This window comes from Cellulomonas sp. P2_B4, from assembly GCF_056404795.1.
Genome location: NZ_JBFUDI010000003.1, coordinates 83,499 through 100,234 on the forward strand (window position 1 = coordinate 83,499; position 16,736 = coordinate 100,234).

15 protein-coding genes are annotated in these 16,736 nt (G+C 73.6%); 7 read left to right on the forward strand and 8 right to left on the reverse strand.

Features of this window, described 5'->3' with window-relative positions:
* Positions 1–48 precede the first annotated feature (48 nt).
* From AC1DZC_RS05365 to AC1DZC_RS05380, 4 genes are all read left to right on the forward strand, one after another.
* Positions 49–807 carry a hypothetical protein gene (locus tag AC1DZC_RS05365; protein ID WP_477042506.1) on the forward strand — a complete coding sequence of 253 codons (759 nt, stop codon included), beginning with the start codon at positions 49–51 and terminating at the stop codon, positions 805–807.
* A gap of 79 nt (positions 808–886) precedes the next feature.
* Positions 887–2,341 (forward strand): SDR family NAD(P)-dependent oxidoreductase, encoded by a 1,455-nt coding sequence (locus tag AC1DZC_RS05370; protein ID WP_477042507.1) that lies wholly within the window; start codon positions 887–889, stop codon positions 2,339–2,341.
* Positions 2,342–2,413: 72 nt separating this feature from the next.
* Complete coding sequence (locus AC1DZC_RS05375; RefSeq protein ID WP_477040411.1) at positions 2,414–3,205, forward strand: transglutaminase-like domain-containing protein; 792 nt, start codon at positions 2,414–2,416, stop codon at positions 3,203–3,205.
* 42 nt (positions 3,206–3,247) lie between these two features.
* Positions 3,248–3,982, forward strand: coding sequence for a potassium channel family protein (locus tag AC1DZC_RS05380; protein WP_477040412.1), 735 nt, complete (start codon positions 3,248–3,250; stop codon positions 3,980–3,982).
* Here AC1DZC_RS05380 and AC1DZC_RS05385 read toward each other — a convergent pair.
* The 6 genes from AC1DZC_RS05385 to AC1DZC_RS05410 all read right to left on the reverse strand — a co-directional run bounded on the left by AC1DZC_RS05385 (position 3,954) and on the right by AC1DZC_RS05410 (position 10,129).
* Positions 3,954–4,730, reverse strand: a complete 777-nt coding sequence (locus AC1DZC_RS05385) for an SDR family NAD(P)-dependent oxidoreductase (protein ID WP_477042508.1) — start codon at positions 4,728–4,730, stop codon at positions 3,954–3,956. The two genes, AC1DZC_RS05380 and AC1DZC_RS05385, sit on opposite strands and share 29 nt — an antisense overlap.
* 59 nt (positions 4,731–4,789) lie before the next feature.
* Positions 4,790–6,085 carry a DUF6421 family protein gene (locus AC1DZC_RS05390; RefSeq protein WP_477042828.1) on the reverse strand — a complete coding sequence of 432 codons (1,296 nt, stop codon included), beginning with the start codon at positions 6,083–6,085 and terminating at the stop codon, positions 4,790–4,792.
* 609 nt (positions 6,086–6,694) lie between these two features.
* Positions 6,695–7,867 (reverse strand): hypothetical protein, encoded by a 1,173-nt coding sequence (locus AC1DZC_RS05395; protein ID WP_477042509.1) that lies wholly within the window; start codon positions 7,865–7,867, stop codon positions 6,695–6,697.
* Positions 7,864–8,529: a class I SAM-dependent methyltransferase gene (locus AC1DZC_RS05400; protein ID WP_477042510.1), complete on the reverse strand. Its 666-nt coding sequence runs from the start codon at positions 8,527–8,529 to the stop codon at positions 7,864–7,866. Before AC1DZC_RS05400 ends, AC1DZC_RS05395 begins: the two co-directional genes overlap by 4 nt.
* Complete coding sequence (locus tag AC1DZC_RS05405) at positions 8,526–9,368, reverse strand: carbohydrate deacetylase (RefSeq protein ID WP_477042511.1); 843 nt, start codon at positions 9,366–9,368, stop codon at positions 8,526–8,528. The genes AC1DZC_RS05400 and AC1DZC_RS05405 overlap by 4 nt, the downstream gene beginning before the upstream one ends.
* Complete coding sequence (locus AC1DZC_RS05410) at positions 9,365–10,129, reverse strand: glycosyltransferase family 2 protein (RefSeq protein WP_477042512.1); 765 nt, start codon at positions 10,127–10,129, stop codon at positions 9,365–9,367. Before AC1DZC_RS05410 ends, AC1DZC_RS05405 begins: the two co-directional genes overlap by 4 nt.
* Before the next feature lie 135 nt (positions 10,130–10,264).
* Between AC1DZC_RS05410 and AC1DZC_RS05415 the strand changes: the two genes are divergently transcribed.
* Complete coding sequence (locus AC1DZC_RS05415) at positions 10,265–11,107, forward strand: hypothetical protein (protein WP_477042513.1); 843 nt, start codon at positions 10,265–10,267, stop codon at positions 11,105–11,107.
* On the opposite strand, the gene galE is transcribed toward AC1DZC_RS05415, so the two are convergent.
* On the reverse strand, positions 11,104–12,081 hold the full coding sequence (galE, locus tag AC1DZC_RS05420) for a UDP-glucose 4-epimerase GalE (protein WP_477042514.1): 978 nt from the start codon (positions 12,079–12,081) through the stop codon (positions 11,104–11,106). The genes AC1DZC_RS05415 and galE overlap by 4 nt on opposite strands.
* Before the next feature lie 90 nt (positions 12,082–12,171).
* On the opposite strand from galE, the gene AC1DZC_RS05425 reads away from it, so the two are divergent.
* Together AC1DZC_RS05425 and helR are read left to right on the forward strand one after the other, a co-directional pair.
* The gene (locus AC1DZC_RS05425) at positions 12,172–13,248 is read left to right on the forward strand and encodes a carboxylate-amine ligase (RefSeq protein ID WP_477042515.1); all 1,077 of its coding nucleotides are present in this window, start codon (positions 12,172–12,174) and stop codon (positions 13,246–13,248) included.
* A gap of 100 nt (positions 13,249–13,348) precedes the next feature.
* A complete protein-coding gene (helR, locus tag AC1DZC_RS05430; protein WP_477042516.1) occupies positions 13,349–15,511 on the forward strand; it encodes an RNA polymerase recycling motor ATPase HelR in 2,163 nt (720 codons plus the stop codon).
* Here the strand turns inward: helR and AC1DZC_RS05435 are convergent.
* Positions 15,498–16,736, reverse strand: coding sequence for an NAD(P)/FAD-dependent oxidoreductase (locus AC1DZC_RS05435; protein WP_477042517.1), 1,239 nt, complete (start codon positions 16,734–16,736; stop codon positions 15,498–15,500). The genes helR and AC1DZC_RS05435 overlap by 14 nt on opposite strands.

Consider the following 16,736-nt stretch of genomic DNA (forward strand, 5'->3'; position numbering starts at 1 on the left):
TCGCTAGGGTCCGGAGGGAGGCAGCACCCTGGTCGCGGAGGGACAGCGGTGGACTGGTACCGGACGACGTTCGTCGACAGCGGCCGCTCGCCTGCTCTGTGGGCGCTGGTCGGGTTCGTGATCACCTTCGTCCTGGTCCGGACGATCACCCGTCGGATCCACGCCGCCGCGACGCGCGACGCGGGGGCCCCGCAGGGCGGCCCGGTCAAGGACGTCCACATCGGCGGCGTCCACGTCCACCACCAGGTGTGGGGCATCGTGCTGGTGCTGGTCTCCGGCCTGCTCGTCTTCCGGTTCACGCCGCAGTCGCCCGCGATCGACGTCCTCGCGCTCGCCTTCGGTGCGGGGGCGGCGCTGACGCTCGACGAGTTCGCCCTCTGGTTCCACCTCGACGACGTCTACTGGTCCCAGGAGGGCCGCAAGTCGATCGACGCGATCCTCGTCGGCGGGGCGCTCGGGTTCGCGATCCTGCTCGGTGTCTCGCCCATCGGCACCACGCGCGCGCAGGGGGTGTCGGGCTGGTTGTACACCGCCGTCGTCGTCTTCCACATGATCTTCGCGCTCGTCTGCGTGCTCAAGGGCAAGCTCGCCACCGGCATCCTGGGCGTCGTCGTCCCGGCCGTCGCCTGGATCGGTGCGGCCCGGCTGGCCAAACCGTCCTCGTGGTGGGCACTCCGGCGGTACGGGGCCAAGAAGCTGGCCCGGTCGCGCGCGAGGTTCGGAGAGCGGTACGAGCGGCGGCACAACCGGCTGCGCGACCTCGTCGGCGGGCGCCCGGAGAGCCCCTCGGGCCTGCCGGTAGACTGACCGCTCTCCCCCGCGCCCCGCTCTCGTGCTCACTTCTGCTCGTCGGCCACGGCACGACGACCACCGAGGACTCCGCACGATGACCGCACTGACCAACGCGCCCGCCACCGACGAGGTCGATGCCGTCGACCTCGAGACGTTCCTGCGCGTCGCCGAGCAGATCAGCGCGCTCCCGTCGGACCACCCGCACCTCGCGCTCGCCCGCCGTGCCACCTCGGCGCTCTTCAAGGCCGCCAAGAAGCAGCGCCGCGCCGAGAAGCGCGACGCGATCAGCTCGGCCGACCGCGCGGTCATCGCGGCGACGGCCACCGGCAGCCCGGGCCGGATCGACGACGAGACCAACGGCATCCCGCTCGTGTCGTCGGCCCAGGGCGCGACCGCCGGGACGCTGCTCAAGGCCCGGCCCTGCTACATCTGCAAGGAGCCGTACGTCGACGTCGACGCGTTCTACCACCAGCTCTGCCCGGCGTGCGCGCTGCTCAACCACGTCAAGCGGGACGCCCGCACCGACCTGACCGGCAAGCGCGCCCTGCTCACCGGCGGGCGCGCCAAGATCGGCATGTACATCGCCCTGCGCCTGCTGCGCGACGGTGCGACGACGACGATCACCACGCGGTTCCCCCGCGACGCCGCGCGCCGGTTCGCCGCGATGCCGGACAGCGCCGACTGGCTCGACCGGCTGAGCATCGTCGGCATCGACCTGCGCGACCCGGCCCAGGTGGTCGCCCTCGCCGACGAGATCGCCTCCCAGGGCCCGCTCGACATCCTCATCAACAACGCCGCCCAGACGGTCCGGCGCTCGCCGGGCGCGTACTCGCACCTCGCGGACGCCGAGCTGGAGCCGCTGCCCGACCGCGCGCTGCCGCCCATCACGACGTTCGGCCGGACGAGCAGCGCGCACCCGCACGCCCTGGCCGGGTCGGTCACCGAGCTGACGAGCATCGCCCCCGGCGCGGGTGTCGCCGAGCTCGCGCTCACCGCCGAGGCCGCGTCCCTCACGCGCCTGGTGGCCGGCACCGCGATCGACGCGGGCGGCCTCGTGCCCGACACCGCCGAGTCCAACAGCTGGGTGCACACCGTCGACCAGGTGGACCCGATGGAGCTGCTCGAGGTCCAGCTGTGCAACCAGACCGCGCCGTTCATCCTGGTCAGCCGCCTGCGGCACGTGATGCGCGCGGTCCCCGGCAACGCGTACGTGGTCAACGTCTCCGCGATGGAGGGTGTCTTCTCCCGTGGCTACAAGGGCCCCGGCCACCCGCACACCAACATGGCCAAGGCGGCGCTCAACATGCTCACGCGCACGAGCGCGAACGAGCTGGCGCAGGACGGCATCCTCATGACCAGCGTGGACACCGGCTGGATCACCGACGAGCGGCCGCACCCGACCAAGGTCCGGCTGGCCGAGGAGGGCTTCCACGCTCCCCTGGACCTCGTCGACGGCGCCGCCCGCGTCTACGACCCGATCGTGCGCGGCGAGGCCGGCGAGGACCTCTACGGCTGCTTCCTCAAGGACTACGTCCGCTCCGCGTGGTGACGCTGGTCACACTCGGGGGCACGTAGCCTGCGCCCAGAGGCGCCCGGGGCCCGGACCCGCCACGATCGGCGCATGCATCGCGAGATGAGCGCCCACCTGGTCCTCGACGTGACGTCACCCGCGACGCTCGCGTTCGAGCTTGCCGTGTCCACCCAGTACGCCGTCACGGAGGCGTTGACGGTCTCGATCGACGGGACGTTCGTCGAGCCGCGCGAGCTCCTCGACCACCACGGGACGCGACTGCACGTGCTCGACGCCGGCGTCGGCCGGCTGCTGCTCGACTACACCGCGACGGTCGACGGGCGCGCCGCGTCCCAGCCCGCCGACGAGCCCGACCTCCTGCGCTACCTCCGTCCCAGCCGCTACTGCGAGTCGGACTCGCTCGGCCCGACGGCCCACGCCGAGTTCGCCGGGCTGCACGGGTACGACCTGCTCGCCGCGGTGAGCTCCTGGGTGGGTTCGCGGCTGTCGTACGTCCCGGGCTCGAGCCTGCCGACCGACGGTGCCGTGCGGACGTTGCTGGCCCGCGAGGGCGTGTGCCGCGACTACGCGCACCTCGTCGTCGCCCTCCTGCGCGCCCTCGACGTGCCCGCCCGGCTGGCCTCGGTCTACGCGCCGGGGCTGCAGCCGATGGACTTCCACGCAGTCGCCGAGGCCTACCTGGACGGGCAGTGGTACGTCGTGGACGCGACCACGCTCGCTCCGCGGTCGACGCTCGTCCGGATCGCGACCGGGCGCGACGCCTCCGACACCGCGTTCCTCAACGTCCACCACGGGTTCGCCGACCTGGTCGAGCTCGAGGTCAGAGCAGTCGCCGAGACGCTGCCCGACGACGACGTGCGGGACCTGGTCGTCATCGGCTGAACCTCCGCCGGGCGGACCACGACCGCTGCTAACCTCCCGAACGTGAGCGCCGAGGAGCCGCAGGAACCCGCCGAGACCAAGCGCACGAGACGGACCTGGTCCGAGCGCCGCCGCGAGCCGGACCGGTTCGCCCTGGTGCTGACGCTCCTGGTCACCGCCTATGTGACCTCCGCCCTGGGGGGCGAGGAGTGGGTGCAGGTGGGGGTGGCGTTCCTCTACGTCGGCGCCCTGTTCGTCGCCATCCGGTCGTCGCGCGTCGAGGGGCGTGCGCGGATCGTCGTGCGCACGGTTCCCGCCGTCGCCGCGGTGGTCAGCGTCAGCGCTTTTCTCGTCCTGCCGCGCGAGGACGCCTACGGCGTCCTGAACGCGGCCGTCGCGAGCATCCTGATCACCGCTCTCGTCGTCATCCTCGACCGGATCCTGCGCCGCACTGCGGTGACGCTGCAGTCGATCTTCGGGGCGCTGAGCGCGTACCTCCTGATCGGCATGATCTTCACCGCGATATTCGGCGTGCTCGCCTGGCTCGGACCCCAGCCGTTCTTCGCGGGCGGTCAGGCGACGAGCCAGCAGGCGCTGCAGTACTTCTCGTACACGACGCTCACCACGCTCGGCTACGGCGACTTCACCGCCGCCCAGTTCCCGGGCCGCAACCTCGCCACGTTCGAGGCGCTCGTCGGCCAGGTGTTCCTCGCGACCCTGGTGGCACGGCTCGTCGCGTCCTTCACCGTCACGCCGCGCCGGTCGCGCCTCACAGGTCCGGCAGAGCCCCCCGACTGAGGTTCGTCACCGTCGCCGTCATCGACCGTGCCCGGTCGGACGCGAGGAAGGCGACGACGTCCCCGAGCGCGTCGAGCGTGAGCTCGTCGGCCAGCAGTGCCCCGGGCACGCCGAGGCCGGCGGCCATCGCCTGCTCCAGGGTGGATCCCCAGGCCCGTGCCGCGCGCGACCACATCGCCGCCGCGTGCGAGCCGTGCGCGACCGAGCCGGGGATGGCGTCCGCCCGGACGCACACGACGCGCACCCCGCGGGGACCGACCTCCGCGGCGAGCTGGCGCGCGAACGCCTCGACGGCCGCGCACGCCGGACCGAAGCCGTCGGAGGGCAGCCCGACCCGCGCCGCGGTCGTCGACAGGACGACCACCACACCGCCGCCCGCCGCGACCATCCGCCGGGCCGCCGCGGTCGCCGTGACGAACTGCGTCGTGGTGACCGCGACGATCGGCTGCAGGTAGTCGTCGAGTGCGAGGTCGCGCAGCGGGACGCCCTGGACGTGGTCGGCGCCCACGGCGTTCACCGCGATGTCGACGCGCCCGATCCCCGCCAGGTGCGCGTCGACCGCCTCGGGGTCCGTCGCGTCCACGAGGGTGGCGGTGCCCCCGACCTGCGCGGCGAGCGCCTGGAGGGGCGCCAGCGTCCGGCCCGCCAGGTGGACCGTCGCGCCGTCGCGCGCCAACGCACGCACGATCGCGCTCCCGAGCGCCCCGGCCGCGCCGTGCACGACCGCCACCGATCCGTCGAGCTCCATGGCGCCTCCCCGTCCGTGAGTCCGTCGACGGGGTGACGCGCGGGGCGGGCCGGAATCGACTAGGCGGTGATCCCTGACGTCGACGCGACGACGTCGGCGATCTTGCGGGACAGCGCCTCGTAGAACATCGACAGGGGGAACTCGTCGTCGAGGACCGCGTCGGTCAGCCCCTTGGGCGGGCCGTCGAGCGGCAGGTCGCGCACGGCCCACCGGGACGCCGGGTGCGGCGTCAGCGTGCCGGACACCAGCTCGTACGCGGCGAGCCAGTGCGCGGTCTTCGGGCGGTCGATCGAGCGCCAGTACAGCTGCTCGATCTGCTCGGCCAGCGCGATGACGGCGTCGGGGACCTGCGGCCAGTCGATGGTCAGGCGCGAGTCGGTCCAGTGCAGGACGTGGTGCTGGTGCAGCCAGGCGAACAGCAGCTGGCCGCCGAGCCCGTCGTAGTTGCGCACACGCGTGCCCGTCACCGGGAACCGGAAGATGCGGTCGAAGAGGATCGCGTACTGCACGTACCGCGCGTGCGGGACGCCGTCGGCCTCGAGGCGCACCGCCGCACGGAACGCGGTCAGGTCGCAGCGCAGCTCCTCAAGCGAGTACAGGAAGAACGGCATCCGCTGCTTGATCATGAACGGGTCGAACGGCAGGTCGCCGCGCATGTGCGTGCGGTCGTGGACCAGGTCCCAGAGGACGAACGTCTCCTCGGCGAGGCGCTGGTCCTCCAGGAGCCGGGCCGCGTCCGGGGGCAGCGCCAGGCGGGTGGTGTCGGCTGCCGCCCGCACGACGCGCCGGAACCGCGCGGCCTCCCGGTCGGCGAAGATCGCACCCCAGGTGAACGTCGGCACCTCGCGCACGGCGACGGTCTCCGGGAAGAGCACCGCCGAGTTGGTGTCGTAGCCCGGCGTGAAGTCGAGGAACGTCACGGGCACGAACAGCGCGTTGCTGAACTGCGTCGCCTCCAGGTCCGCGACGAGGTCGGGCCAGCGCACCCGCAGCAGCACGGCCTCGACGCGCCGGTCGGTGCTGCCGTTCTGCGTGTACATCGGGAACACGACCAGGTGCACCAGCCCATCGACGCGCTGCGTCTCGGGTCGGAACGCGACCAGCGAGTCGAGGAAGTCGGGGACGACGAAGCCCGCGTCGGACCACCGCTGGAGGTCCTTGCCGACCGCCGTGAGGTACTCCTCGTCGTGCGGGAGCACGGGGACGAGCGCGGCGACCGCCAGGTCGATCGCGGTCACCAGCTCGCGGGCGCGCTCGTGCAGCGACGGGTCGGCGATCGAGCCGTCCTTCACCTGGAGCTGCTGGAGCTCGGTGACGTCGGCCTTCAGGCGCTGCCACGCAGGGTGGTCGACCAGCGGGTCCCGGCTCGCCGAGCCGGCCGGCGCGGGTGCCGCAGCCCAGCTGACCGCGTTGAGCAGCACCTCCGGTGTCTCCAGCAGGGGATCCACGCCCAGGACGAGGAGTGCGGCGCCCGCGTCGTCCCGCACGCCCGCGGCGACGACCGCGCCGCGCTCGCCGAGCCGCAGCATGGGCACGGCGGGGGCGTCGACGTCGAGCACCGCCCGCACCGGGAGCGTGAGGTCGCCCGTCCAGGCCAGCAGGTCCGGGACCCCGACGCCGGCGGTCGCGAGCGACCCGGTCGCCTGCGACGGGCGGCTCACGATGCCGCGCGAGGCCAGGAGCGCGACCGTCGCCGGCCCGTCCTCCCCCGTCGCGACGACGATCGTCCCGGCCCCGGTCTGCACGGGCTCCGTGCCCGGCAGGACCAGGACGACGTCGGGGTCGTCGTCGACCCCGACCAGAGCGATCCCGTGGTGCTCGAGGTGGGACCGGTGGGCGGGCGGGAGGTCCCCGGTCGCGTGCAGGGTCGGAAACAGGCTCATGCGCGTATCTCACCATCCGGACGTCAGCGTTACCGCACGGTACGGTCTGGCGGCTGCGCGGTCAACGGGAGGCCGGGCGCGTCAGGAGACCTCGTACGACGCCCCGAACAGGGCCGTCAGGGCGACCAGCAACGCCGCCGAGCCCGCGACCAGCACCCATCGCACCCACGGGCGACGCAGGCCCGCCACGAAGTCCCCCGCGGCCGCCACCACCGGGAACGCGGCCAGGACGTAGCGGCCCGTGCCCATGAAGTCGTCTGTGCCGAGGATGGGGATGGCGAGCACGACGGCCGCGAACGCGAGGTAGCCCCACCCGAACAGGCGCCACACGCGCGGCAGGAGCAGCACCGCGACCAGGCAGGCCACCGCCTGGACGGTGAGCAGCAGGCCGGTCTGCCAGTGCCCCGACGTGAACGTCTCGACGAAGGACACCTTGAACCAGGTGCGCGGCCCCACGCCCTGGTCCCAGCCCGGCGCGCTCTCGACGTGCACGAACGCGAGCGGGTCACCGAACGTGCTCCACAGGTACCAGCACCACAGTCCGAGCCCCGCGAGGGAGAGCAGGACGCCCGTGTGCCGCAGCCGGACGTCACGCACCGAGCCGACGACGTCGCGCAGCGGCACCCGTCCGGGAACCGCGGCGCGGTCCGTGGCGAGGAGCTCGAGCGCGCGGACCACCAGTCCGACCGCCACCGCGACGCCGACCGGCCGGCCCGCGGTCGCGAGCGCCCCGACGAGTCCGGCGGCGAGGTACCAGCGCCGCTCGAGCAGCAGGAACGCCCCGATGCTGCAGAGCACGAAGAGGGCGTCGGCGTAGACGGCCCCGTAGAGGAAGAACGCGTACGGGTAGACGAGCAGGGCCACGACGGCGAAGGTGGCGGACCGCTGCGGGAGGCGCTCCCAGACCCAGCGGGCGAAGAGCAGAGCCACGCCCAGGCCGGCCAGCACGGTGATCACCCACCCCGCGAGCTGGTGGTCGCCGAGCACGTTGCCCAGACCGCGCATGCCGAGCGGGTAGACCGGGAAGAACGCGACCGACGACTGCTGGCCGGGCGTGTAGGAGTACCCCTGCCCGGCGATCTGCAGGTACCAGCCGGCGTCGTAGTGGAACCAGCCGTCGAGCCACGACGGCCCCTGCAGGGCGGGGCTCACGTCCGGGGCGTGCCGCCACCGACCGGCGACCGCGACGACCGCCGTCAGGACCGCGGCGACCGCGAGGTAGGCGGCGACCACCCGCGACCACGGCAGCCTCACGACGAGCTCGCGACCAGCAGGTGGTGCGGATGCACCCGCCCCCGGTCGAGGCGTCGCACCCGGACGCGCAGACCGAGCCCGACGAGCCAGCCGCCCATCGTGCGCGGGTCGACGAAGTCGAACTCCGACCCCTCGGTGATCCGCAGCACCTTGACCGAGAGCGTCTCCTGCAGGGTGTTCCAGCGGACCTTCCAGCGGGGCCGCGTGCCCATCTCCTTGACCACGACCGACCCGCCTGGTGCCAGCTGCGCGACCGCCTCGGTCAGCAGGCGACGCTGCTCGTCGGCGGGCAGGAGGTAGAGGACGTCGACGAAGACGATCGCGTCCCAGGGGCCTTCGGGCACCGCGCCGTCCGGGGCGACCCGGAACTCGAGCCGGTCGAGACCCTCGGCGGCCGCGACGGCAGCCTCGATCTTGTCCGCGTCGATGTCGACCCCGAGCACGTCCCGCCCGGCGGAGTCGAACGCCGCGTACGCGCTGAACAGCCCGTGTCCGCACCCGATCTCGAGGATCCGGCCGTCGCGCGGCAGGACGTCGGCGACGGGTCGGAACGGCGCGCTCCACCAGCGGATCGTCACGTGCGCGCGGACCGCGGCGGGCGCGTCCCGGTAGAGCGCGAGCGCCCGGCGGCCGGGCTCGTCGGGTCGGCGACCGGCGATCATGCCGCCTCCCCGACCAGCGCACGGAACCCGCCGAGCCGGTAGCCGGCGGCGTCGACCGCCCGCCGCGAGGCGGGGTCGACGAGCATCGCCAGCTCGTCGGCCCACCGGTAGCCCCACGCGAACCGCTGCAGGTCCGGGTCGTCCGCGAGCGCGGGATGGCAGTTGATCTCGACCGAGGCCGCGCCACGACGCGCCGTCTGCTCGAGCGTGCGCGCGAACCGTGCGGCGTCGAGCCCTCCCGCCTCGTCGAGCCCGGCGTAGTCGGCGGTCGTCGACCGGCCCGCCCGGCGCAGCTGCGACCGGGTGCCCCGCGCGAGCGCGCGCACCCCGAGGCTCGTCGGCCCGTGAGCGTGGCTCGTCGGGAGCCGCACGGCCGAGATGCCCGCCGTCGCGGCGAGCTCCGCGACGACGGCGCCGACCGTCGGCCACAGGTGCGTGTGCTGATGGGTGTCGACGTGGGTGACCGGGACGCCGACGCCGATCACACGCTCGAGCTGGGCGCCGAGCTCGCGGCGCACGTCGTCCGGGTCGATGCGGCCCACGAGCCCGCGGCGCACGACCGCGCGGTAGCTCAGCGGGAACGCACCGCGGGCGTCGACGAGGCTCGGCACCTCCCGCGCGGACAGGAGCGGCGGGTCCTCGCCGACGAGCGCCAGGTGCGCGCCGAGCTCGAGCTCCGGCAGGTCGCGGAGCATCGCGGCGGCGTGGTCGAACTCCCGCCCGACGGCCAGCAATGACGCGGCGGTGACGATGCCCGACAGGTGGGCCTGGCGTACGGCGTCGTTCACGCCCCGGGTGAGCCCGAGGTCGTCCGCCGTCACCACCAGGAGCCGCCTCACGGGCGCTCGAGGCCGACGACGGGGGCGACGTCGCGCAGCTCGCGGCGCAGGTGCACGAGCTCGAGCACCATCGCCTTGATCACCGCCGGCGACGAGAGCGTGGACACCCCGCGCGTCCGCGGGAAGTAGTCGACGCCGATCTGCAGGATCTGGAACCCCGAGCGCTGGGCGCGGATGACCAGCTCGGCGTCGATGAACGAGCTCTCGCTCTTGAGCGTCACGTGGTCCAGGACGCGTCGGCGGCAGAGCTTGAACGCGAAGTTGATGTCCCGCAGACGCGTGCGGAACATGATCTGGACGAGCCAGTTGTAGAGGAAGGAGTAGACCGCGCGGCGCGGTCCCTCGCCGGTCCGGTCCAGTCGGTACGCGCTGACCACGTCCACCTCGTACGTGCGCAGGACCCGCAGGGCGCGCACCAGCTCCTCCATCTCGAACGGGAGGTCGGCGTCCGTGTAGAGCACGACGTCGCCCGTCGCCGCCGCGAACCCGCTCTTGATCGACCCGCCGAGCTTGCGGTTGCGGGGGTGGTGGACCACCACGACGTGGGCGTCCTCAGCGGCGATCGCGTCGGCCAGCCGGCCCGTGGCGTCGGTCGAGGCGTCGTCGACCACGATGATCTCGTAGTCGATGATCTGGTGCTGCTCGACCAGCTCCTCGCACACCGCCCGGGCCGCGTTAACGGCCCGCTCGATGTACTCCTCCTCGTTCCACATCGGAAAGAAGATCGAGAGCTTCTCGAACGGCTTCGTTGCACTGCTCATGGGGCCCCCGCCCGGGATGCGCGCTGCCCGCGCGCCGTGACGGACGTCTGCAAGTACGTCCGCGTGGAGCATAGGGTTTCCGGGCTGGGCTCGGTGCGTCATCCACGCCGAAGGCACGCGACAGGGGGAGAGCACGTGGGTCTGGCACTTCTGTGTGTCGCGGGGGCCGCGCTGTGCTCCGGCGGCGCGATCGTCGTCCAGGCGTTGGCCATGCGGCGCATGCCGGTCGACTCCCGGCTCGACGCGGCCCTCGTCGGCGGCCTCGCACGCAACCGGACCTACCTCGCCTCGCTCGTGCTCGTCGTCTCCGGCTTCCTGCTGTCGTTCTTCGCCCTGCAGACCCTTCCCCTGTTCGTCGTGCAGGCCGGCCGGGCGTCCAGCCTGGGCGTCGCGGCGGTGCTGTCGATCCTCGCGCTCGGCGCACGCCTGCGCTGGACGGACTGGCTCGGGCTCGCGGGCCTCGCCGCCGGGCTGATCCTGCTCGCGTCGTCGGTGAGCGCCCAGCCGTCCGTCCCCGTCACCACGCACACGCTGTGGTGGGTCCTCGCCCTGACCGTCGCCCTCGTCGTCTCCACGGCGCTCGTCGCCCTCGGTCCGCCGACCCCGGTGCGCGGGCTCGCGCTCGCGGCGCTGGCCGGGCTGTCGTTCGGCGTCCTGGCGCTCGGGGCGCGCACGGCGCCGAGCTGGTCGCCGCTCGTCCTGGTCACGGACCCCGTCATCTGGTGCGCGGGCGTCTGCGGAGTGCTCGGTCTGGCGGCCTCGGCGATCGCGCTGCGGCGGGCGCCGGTCGTCCCGGTCACCGCGCTCATGGTCGGCATCGAGACGGTGACCGGCGCGACCCTCGGCCTGCTCTTCGCCGGCGACCGGACCACGGACGGGGCCGCGGGCGTCGCGGCGGTCGGGTTCGTGCTCGTCCTCGTGGGCGCCGTCGTCGTCGCCCGCTTCGGGGCGCCGGCGGAACGCGAGCCCGCGCGCTAGAGAACGGCCCGACCCGCCCGCCACGCCGCCCAGGCACTCTCGAGGATCGCGCGCAGGTCGGCCCGGGCACTCCAGTGCACGTCGCGCGCGATGCGGTCGACGGCCGCCACGACCCGGGCGGGGTCGCCAGGCCGCCGGCCGACCACCTCGGGGGTGGTGTCCAGCCCGCTGACCTCGGACAGCACCCGGAGGACCTCGAACACCGACGCCCCTTCGCCGCGACCCACGTTGAGCGCCGGGCCGACGGGATCGCCGCCGACGACGCGGTCCAGGGTCGCGACGTGGGCCTCCGCGAGGTCGAGCACGTGCACGTAGTCGCGCACGCAGCTGCCGTCGGCGGTCGGGTAGTCGGCACCGAACACCTGCGGACGCAGCCCCCGACCGATGCGGTCCAGGACGCAGGTGACGAGGTTCGCGACGACGGTGTCGCCGAGCTCCGGGGCGCCCGCGCCCGCGACGTTGAAGTAGCGCAGGGCGACGGCGCGCACCCCGCGCGCCCGGACGGCGTCCCGCACGAGCCACTCGCCCGCCAGCTTGGTGCGCCCGTACGGGCTCATCGGAGCCAGAGCGACGTCCTCGGTGACGAGCTCGTCGGGGACACAGCCGTACACAGCGGCCGACGAGGAGTACACGATGGTCCCGACCGACGCCAGGTCCATCGCGCCCAGGACGTGCGACAGCCCGGAGAGGTTCTGGTCGTAGTACCAGAGCGGGCGCTCGACCGACTCGGACACCTGCTTGCGCGCCGCGAGGTGGATCACCGACGTGACGCCGTGCTCGCGCATCGTCGCGGCGAGCGCCGCCCGACTCGGAGCGAGCGCGAGGTCCAGACGCACCAAAGGCACGTCCGGGACGCGTCCGGCGTCGCCGCTGCTCAGATCGTCGACGACGACGACCGCATGCCCAGCCGACTGCACCGCGCGCACCACGTGCGCCCCGATGTAGCCCGCTCCCCCTGTCACGAGCACTGCCACGCCCGGAGACTAGCGCTCACCGACCGGGCAGGTGGGTGGATCGGCGAGCGTTGCCGAGCGCGTCGCAGAAGACTCCCCCAGACTGAGCCGATGCGGAGCGTCGGCGTCGAGGAGGAGTTCCTGCTCGTCACGCCCGAGGGGCAGCCCCACGCGGTCGCCCCCGCGGTCCTGCGGCACGCAGCGGACGAGCCGTCGTCGGGCGACGAACCCGGCGGCGACCTGGAGAAGGAGTTCAAGCAGGAGCAGATCGAGACGTCGACGCACCCGTGCACGGACCTCGCGGACCTCGTCGAGCAGATCCGGTCCGGCCGCTCCCGGGCGGACGAGCTGGCCGGTCGGGCGGGCGCGCGGGTGGCCGCCCTGGCCACGCCCCCGCAGGCCGTCGAGTCGACCGTCCTGCCCGACAAGCGCGCGTACGCGATCCGGGCGGAGTTCGGCCAGACGGCGCGGGACCAGCTGACGTGCGGGTGCCACGTGCACGTCGAGGTCGCCGACGACGAGGAGGGCGTGCGGATCCTCGACGACCTGCGGCCCTGGACGGCGATCCTGCTGGCCCTCTCCGGCAACAGCCCGTCGTGGCAGGGCACGACCACCGGGTACGCCAGCTACCGCTCGCAGGTCTGGGGTCGCTGGCCCACCGCCGGCCCGACGGCGCCGTTCGGCGACGCGGCCGGCTACCGCGCGGTCATCGACGGCCTGCTGCGCACGGGCGCGATCCTCGACGAGGGGATGGTCTACTTCGACGCCCGGCTGTCGTCGCGGTACCCGACCGTCGAGGTCCGGGTCGCGGACGTCTGCCTCGACGCGGGCGACGCGGCGCTGCAGGCCGCCCTCGTCCGCGCGCTCGCGGACACCCGCGCCACGATCGAGCAGCCCCGGACGGAGCTCCTGCGGGCGGCCGGCTGGCGGGCCGCGCGGTCGGGCCTGTCCGGCGACCTCGTCGACCCCTTCACCGGCACGCCCGTCCCTGCGGCGGAGGCCGTCGGCACGCTCGTCGACCACGTCCGGCCCGCGCTGCTGGCGAACGGGGACCTGGAGTGGGTCGAGCACCAGGTGACGACCCTGCTGCGGCGGGGCAACGGCGCGATCCAGCAGCTGGGTTGGCGGGCCCAGGGGGCCGACGACGACGAGGTGGTCCGTCGCGCGGTCGACCGGACGCTGGCCTAGACGCACGAAAGGAAGGAGGCCCGGCCTCCTTCCACTTCCAAGGTATAGCGCGACCGGGGGCTTGCGGCAAGGCCCCCGTCGGCGCGCAGAATCGCCAGCCGTGACCACCATCCACGGACATCGGAGCACCGGTGTGAGCGCGTTCGACCTTCCCGACCGACTCGCCGCCAAGGCCGACCCGACCCTCGTCGCGGACGACGAGGAGCACTTCGCCGCGATCGCTGCGACTCTCGAGGAGAGCATCGCGGACCTGTCGACCCGGCTGGACGCCGAGCGCAGGGCGCCGGGCCGCGGCGGCACGCAGGCGCTGGAGCGCGACCAGGAGGTCCACCGGCTGACCGCCCGCCTGCGGACCCTGCGCCGGTACGGCCTCGACCTCTGCCTCGGCCGCATCGTCACCGCCGACGGTCCCGTCTACATCGGACGACTGGGTCTCACGGACGCCGCGGGCCGGCGGCTGCTCCTCGACTGGCGCTCCCCCGCCGCCGAGCCGTTCTTCGGCGCCACCCACGCGAACCGGATGGGACTCGTCAGCCGCCGCCGGTACCGGTGGACGCGCGGGCGCATCGGCGACTACTGGGACGAGGTCTTCACCCCCGAGGGCCTCACCAGCAACGCCGCGCTCGACGACCAGTCCGCGTTCGTCGCGAGCCTCGGCACCGACCGCTCGGCACGGATGCGCGACGTCCTCGGCACGATCGCGGCCGACCAGGACGCGATCATCCGCGCCGGGTCCCGCGGCGCGCTCGTCGTCGACGGCGGACCCGGGACCGGCAAGACCGTCGTGGCACTGCACCGCGCGGCCTACCTGCTCTACTCCGACCCGCGCCTCGGTCACCACCGCGGCGGCGTGCTGTTCGTCGGCCCGCACGAGCCGTACCTGGCGTACGTCGGCGACGTCCTGCCCAGCCTCGGCGAGGAGGGCGTCCAGACCTGCACGCTGCGCGACCTCGTCCTGGAGGGAGCCACCGCGCGGGTCGAGGCCGACCCCGAGGTCTCCCGCCTGAAGTCGTCGGCGGCGATGGTGGGGGCGATCGAGCCCGCCGTCCGGTTCTACGAGCGGCCGCCCACCGAGGGCATGGAGGTCGAGACGGAGTGGGCCGACCTGTGGCTCAGCTCGGCGGACTGGGCCGAGGCGTTCGACGCGCCGGAGCGCGGCACGCCGCACAACGAGGCCCGCGAGCAGGTCCTCGACGCCGTGCTCACGATCCTGGCCGACAAGGTCGACGACGACGACGTCCCCGCAGACGTGCTCCGCCGGGCGCTGCTCGGCAACAAGGACCTCGTCCGCACCCTGAACCGCGCCTGGCCGATGCTCGAGCCCACCGACCTCGTCGGCGACCTGTGGTCGGTGCCCGCCTACCTGCGCCTGTGCGCACCGTGGCTCGAGCCGTCGCAGGTCCGGGTGCTGCAGCGGGCCGACGCGCAGGCGTGGACCGTGGACGACCTGCCGCTCCTCGACGCCGCACGCCAGCGACTGGGCGACGCGGAGGCGTCGGAGCGCAGGCGGCGGCACGAGGCGACGCTCGCGGCCGAGCGCGAGTACATGAACCAGATCGTCGACGACCTCATCGAGTCCGACGACTCGGAGCTCGCCGTCATGAGCATGCTGCGCGGCCAGGACCTGCGCGACGCGCTCGTCGACGAGACCGCGCTGCCCGCCCCGGACCCGGACGTGCTCGCCGGGCCGTTCGCGCACGTCGTCGTCGACGAGGCCCAGGAGCTGACCGACGCGCAGTGGCGGATGCTGCTGAGCCGCTGCCCGTCGCGGAGCCTCACCATCGTCGGGGACCGCGCGCAGGCCCGGCACGGGTTCACCGAGTCGTGGCAGGAGCGGCTGGAGCGTGTGGGCCTCGACCAGCTCACGCTCGCGACGCTGAGCATCAACTACCGGACGCCCCAGGAGGTCATGGAGCAGGCCGAGCCGGTCATCCGGGCCGCGCTGCCCGACGCGAACGTGCCGACCTCGATCCGCAGCACAGGGGTCCCGGTCGCGCACGGCTCGGTGGCCGACCTCGACACGATCCTCGAGGACTGGTCCGCGGAGCACGCCGAGGGCATCGGCTGCGTGATCGGCGACCCGTCCTTCGTCGCGACACCACGCGTCCGGTCGCTGACGCCCGAGCTGGCCAAGGGGCTCGAGTTCGACCTGGTCGTCCTGGTCGACCCCGACAGGTTCGGCGAGGGCATCGAGGGGGCGGTCGACCGCTACGTGTCGATGACCCGCGCGACGCAGCAGCTCGTCGTCCTCACGAGCCGCTGACCACCTCGCCCAGCGGCACGTCCAGGTCGGCCAGCCGGTCCGCGTCGACCTGGGCGCGCGAGCGGATGAGTGCCTGCACGTCGTCGACCACGTCCCACACGTTGACGTTCATGCCGGCGAGCACGCGACCGTTCCGCAGCCAGAACGCGATGCACTCGCGCCCGACCAGGTCGCCGCGCACCACCACCCGGTCGTAGCCGTGCGGTCCCACCCAGCCGACGTACTCCATGCCGAGGTCGAACTGGTCCGAGAAGAAGTAGGGCAGCTTGTCGTACGGCTCGTCGCGGCCGAGGATCGTGGCCGCCGCGGTGGCGGGCTGGTTCAGCGCGTTGGCCCAGTGCTCGACCCGGACGTGGGTGCCCAGGAACGGGTGGTGGGCGCGGGCGATGTCGCCCACCGCGAGCACGTGCGGGTTCGACGAGCGCAGGTGGGCGTCGACGAGGACACCGTCCTCGACGTTCAGCCCGGCGTCGCGCGCCAGGTCCACCCGCGGTGCCGCGCCGACGCCGACGACGACCAGGTCGGCGTCGACGAGCGTGCCGTCCGCGAGCTCGACGGCGCCGACGTGCGTGCCGTCGCCGGCCGCGACGATCGCCCCGACCTCCGTCCGGACCTGCAGGTCGACGCCGTTCGCCCGGTGCAGGTCCGCGAAGGTCTCGGCCAGCTCCGGTCCGAGCACGGCCAGCAGCGGCAGCGGGTCGCGGACGAGCACGGTCACCTCGCACCCGGCGGCCCGCGCGGCCGCGGCGACCTCCAGGCCGATCCACCCGCCGCCGACCACCACGACGCGACGGCCGGGCACGAGGGAGGCCCGGAGCCGGTCGGAGTCGTCGAGGGTGCGCAGGTGCACCACCCCCTTCAGGTCGGCTCCGGGGACGTCGAGGCGCCGCGGCTCGGACCCCGTCGCGAGCACCAGGTGGTCCCAGCCGGTGCGGGTGCCCGAGCTGTCGAGGACGTCGTGCGCGGCGAGGTCGAGACCGGTCACCGCGACCCCGAGCCGCAGGTCGACGTCGTGCGACGCGTACCAGCCGGCGTCGTGGACGAAGGCACCCTCGCGCTCGTCGGAACCCTGCAGGTAGCCCTTGGACAGCGGCGGGCGCTCGTAGGGGCGCTCGGTCTCCGCCCCGAGCAGGACGACGCGCCCGTCGAACCCGCCGCCGCGCAGCGCCTCCACGGTCTTGGCGCCTGCCAGACCACCCCCGACGACGACCACCGATGCGCTCAT

Excerpts from the sequence above, each read along its gene's own strand:
- AC1DZC_RS05370 (WP_477042507.1), top strand. The coding sequence starts at position 887 with ATGACCGCACTGACCAACGCGCCCGCCACCGACGAGGTCGATGCCGTC.
- AC1DZC_RS05375 (WP_477040411.1), top strand. The coding sequence starts at position 2,414 with ATGCATCGCGAGATGAGCGCCCACCTGGTCCTCGACGTGACGTCACCC.
- AC1DZC_RS05385 (WP_477042508.1), bottom strand. The coding sequence starts at position 4,730 with ATGGAGCTCGACGGATCGGTGGCGGTCGTGCACGGCGCGGCCGGGGCG.
- AC1DZC_RS05400 (WP_477042510.1), bottom strand. The coding sequence starts at position 8,529 with ATGATCGCCGGTCGCCGACCCGACGAGCCCGGCCGCCGGGCGCTCGCG.
- AC1DZC_RS05410 (WP_477042512.1), bottom strand. The coding sequence starts at position 10,129 with ATGAGCAGTGCAACGAAGCCGTTCGAGAAGCTCTCGATCTTCTTTCCG.
- AC1DZC_RS05425 (WP_477042515.1), top strand. The coding sequence starts at position 12,172 with ATGCGGAGCGTCGGCGTCGAGGAGGAGTTCCTGCTCGTCACGCCCGAG.
- AC1DZC_RS05435 (WP_477042517.1), bottom strand. The coding sequence starts at position 16,736 with ATGAGCGCATCGGTGGTCGTCGTCGGGGGTGGTCTGGCAGGCGCCAAG.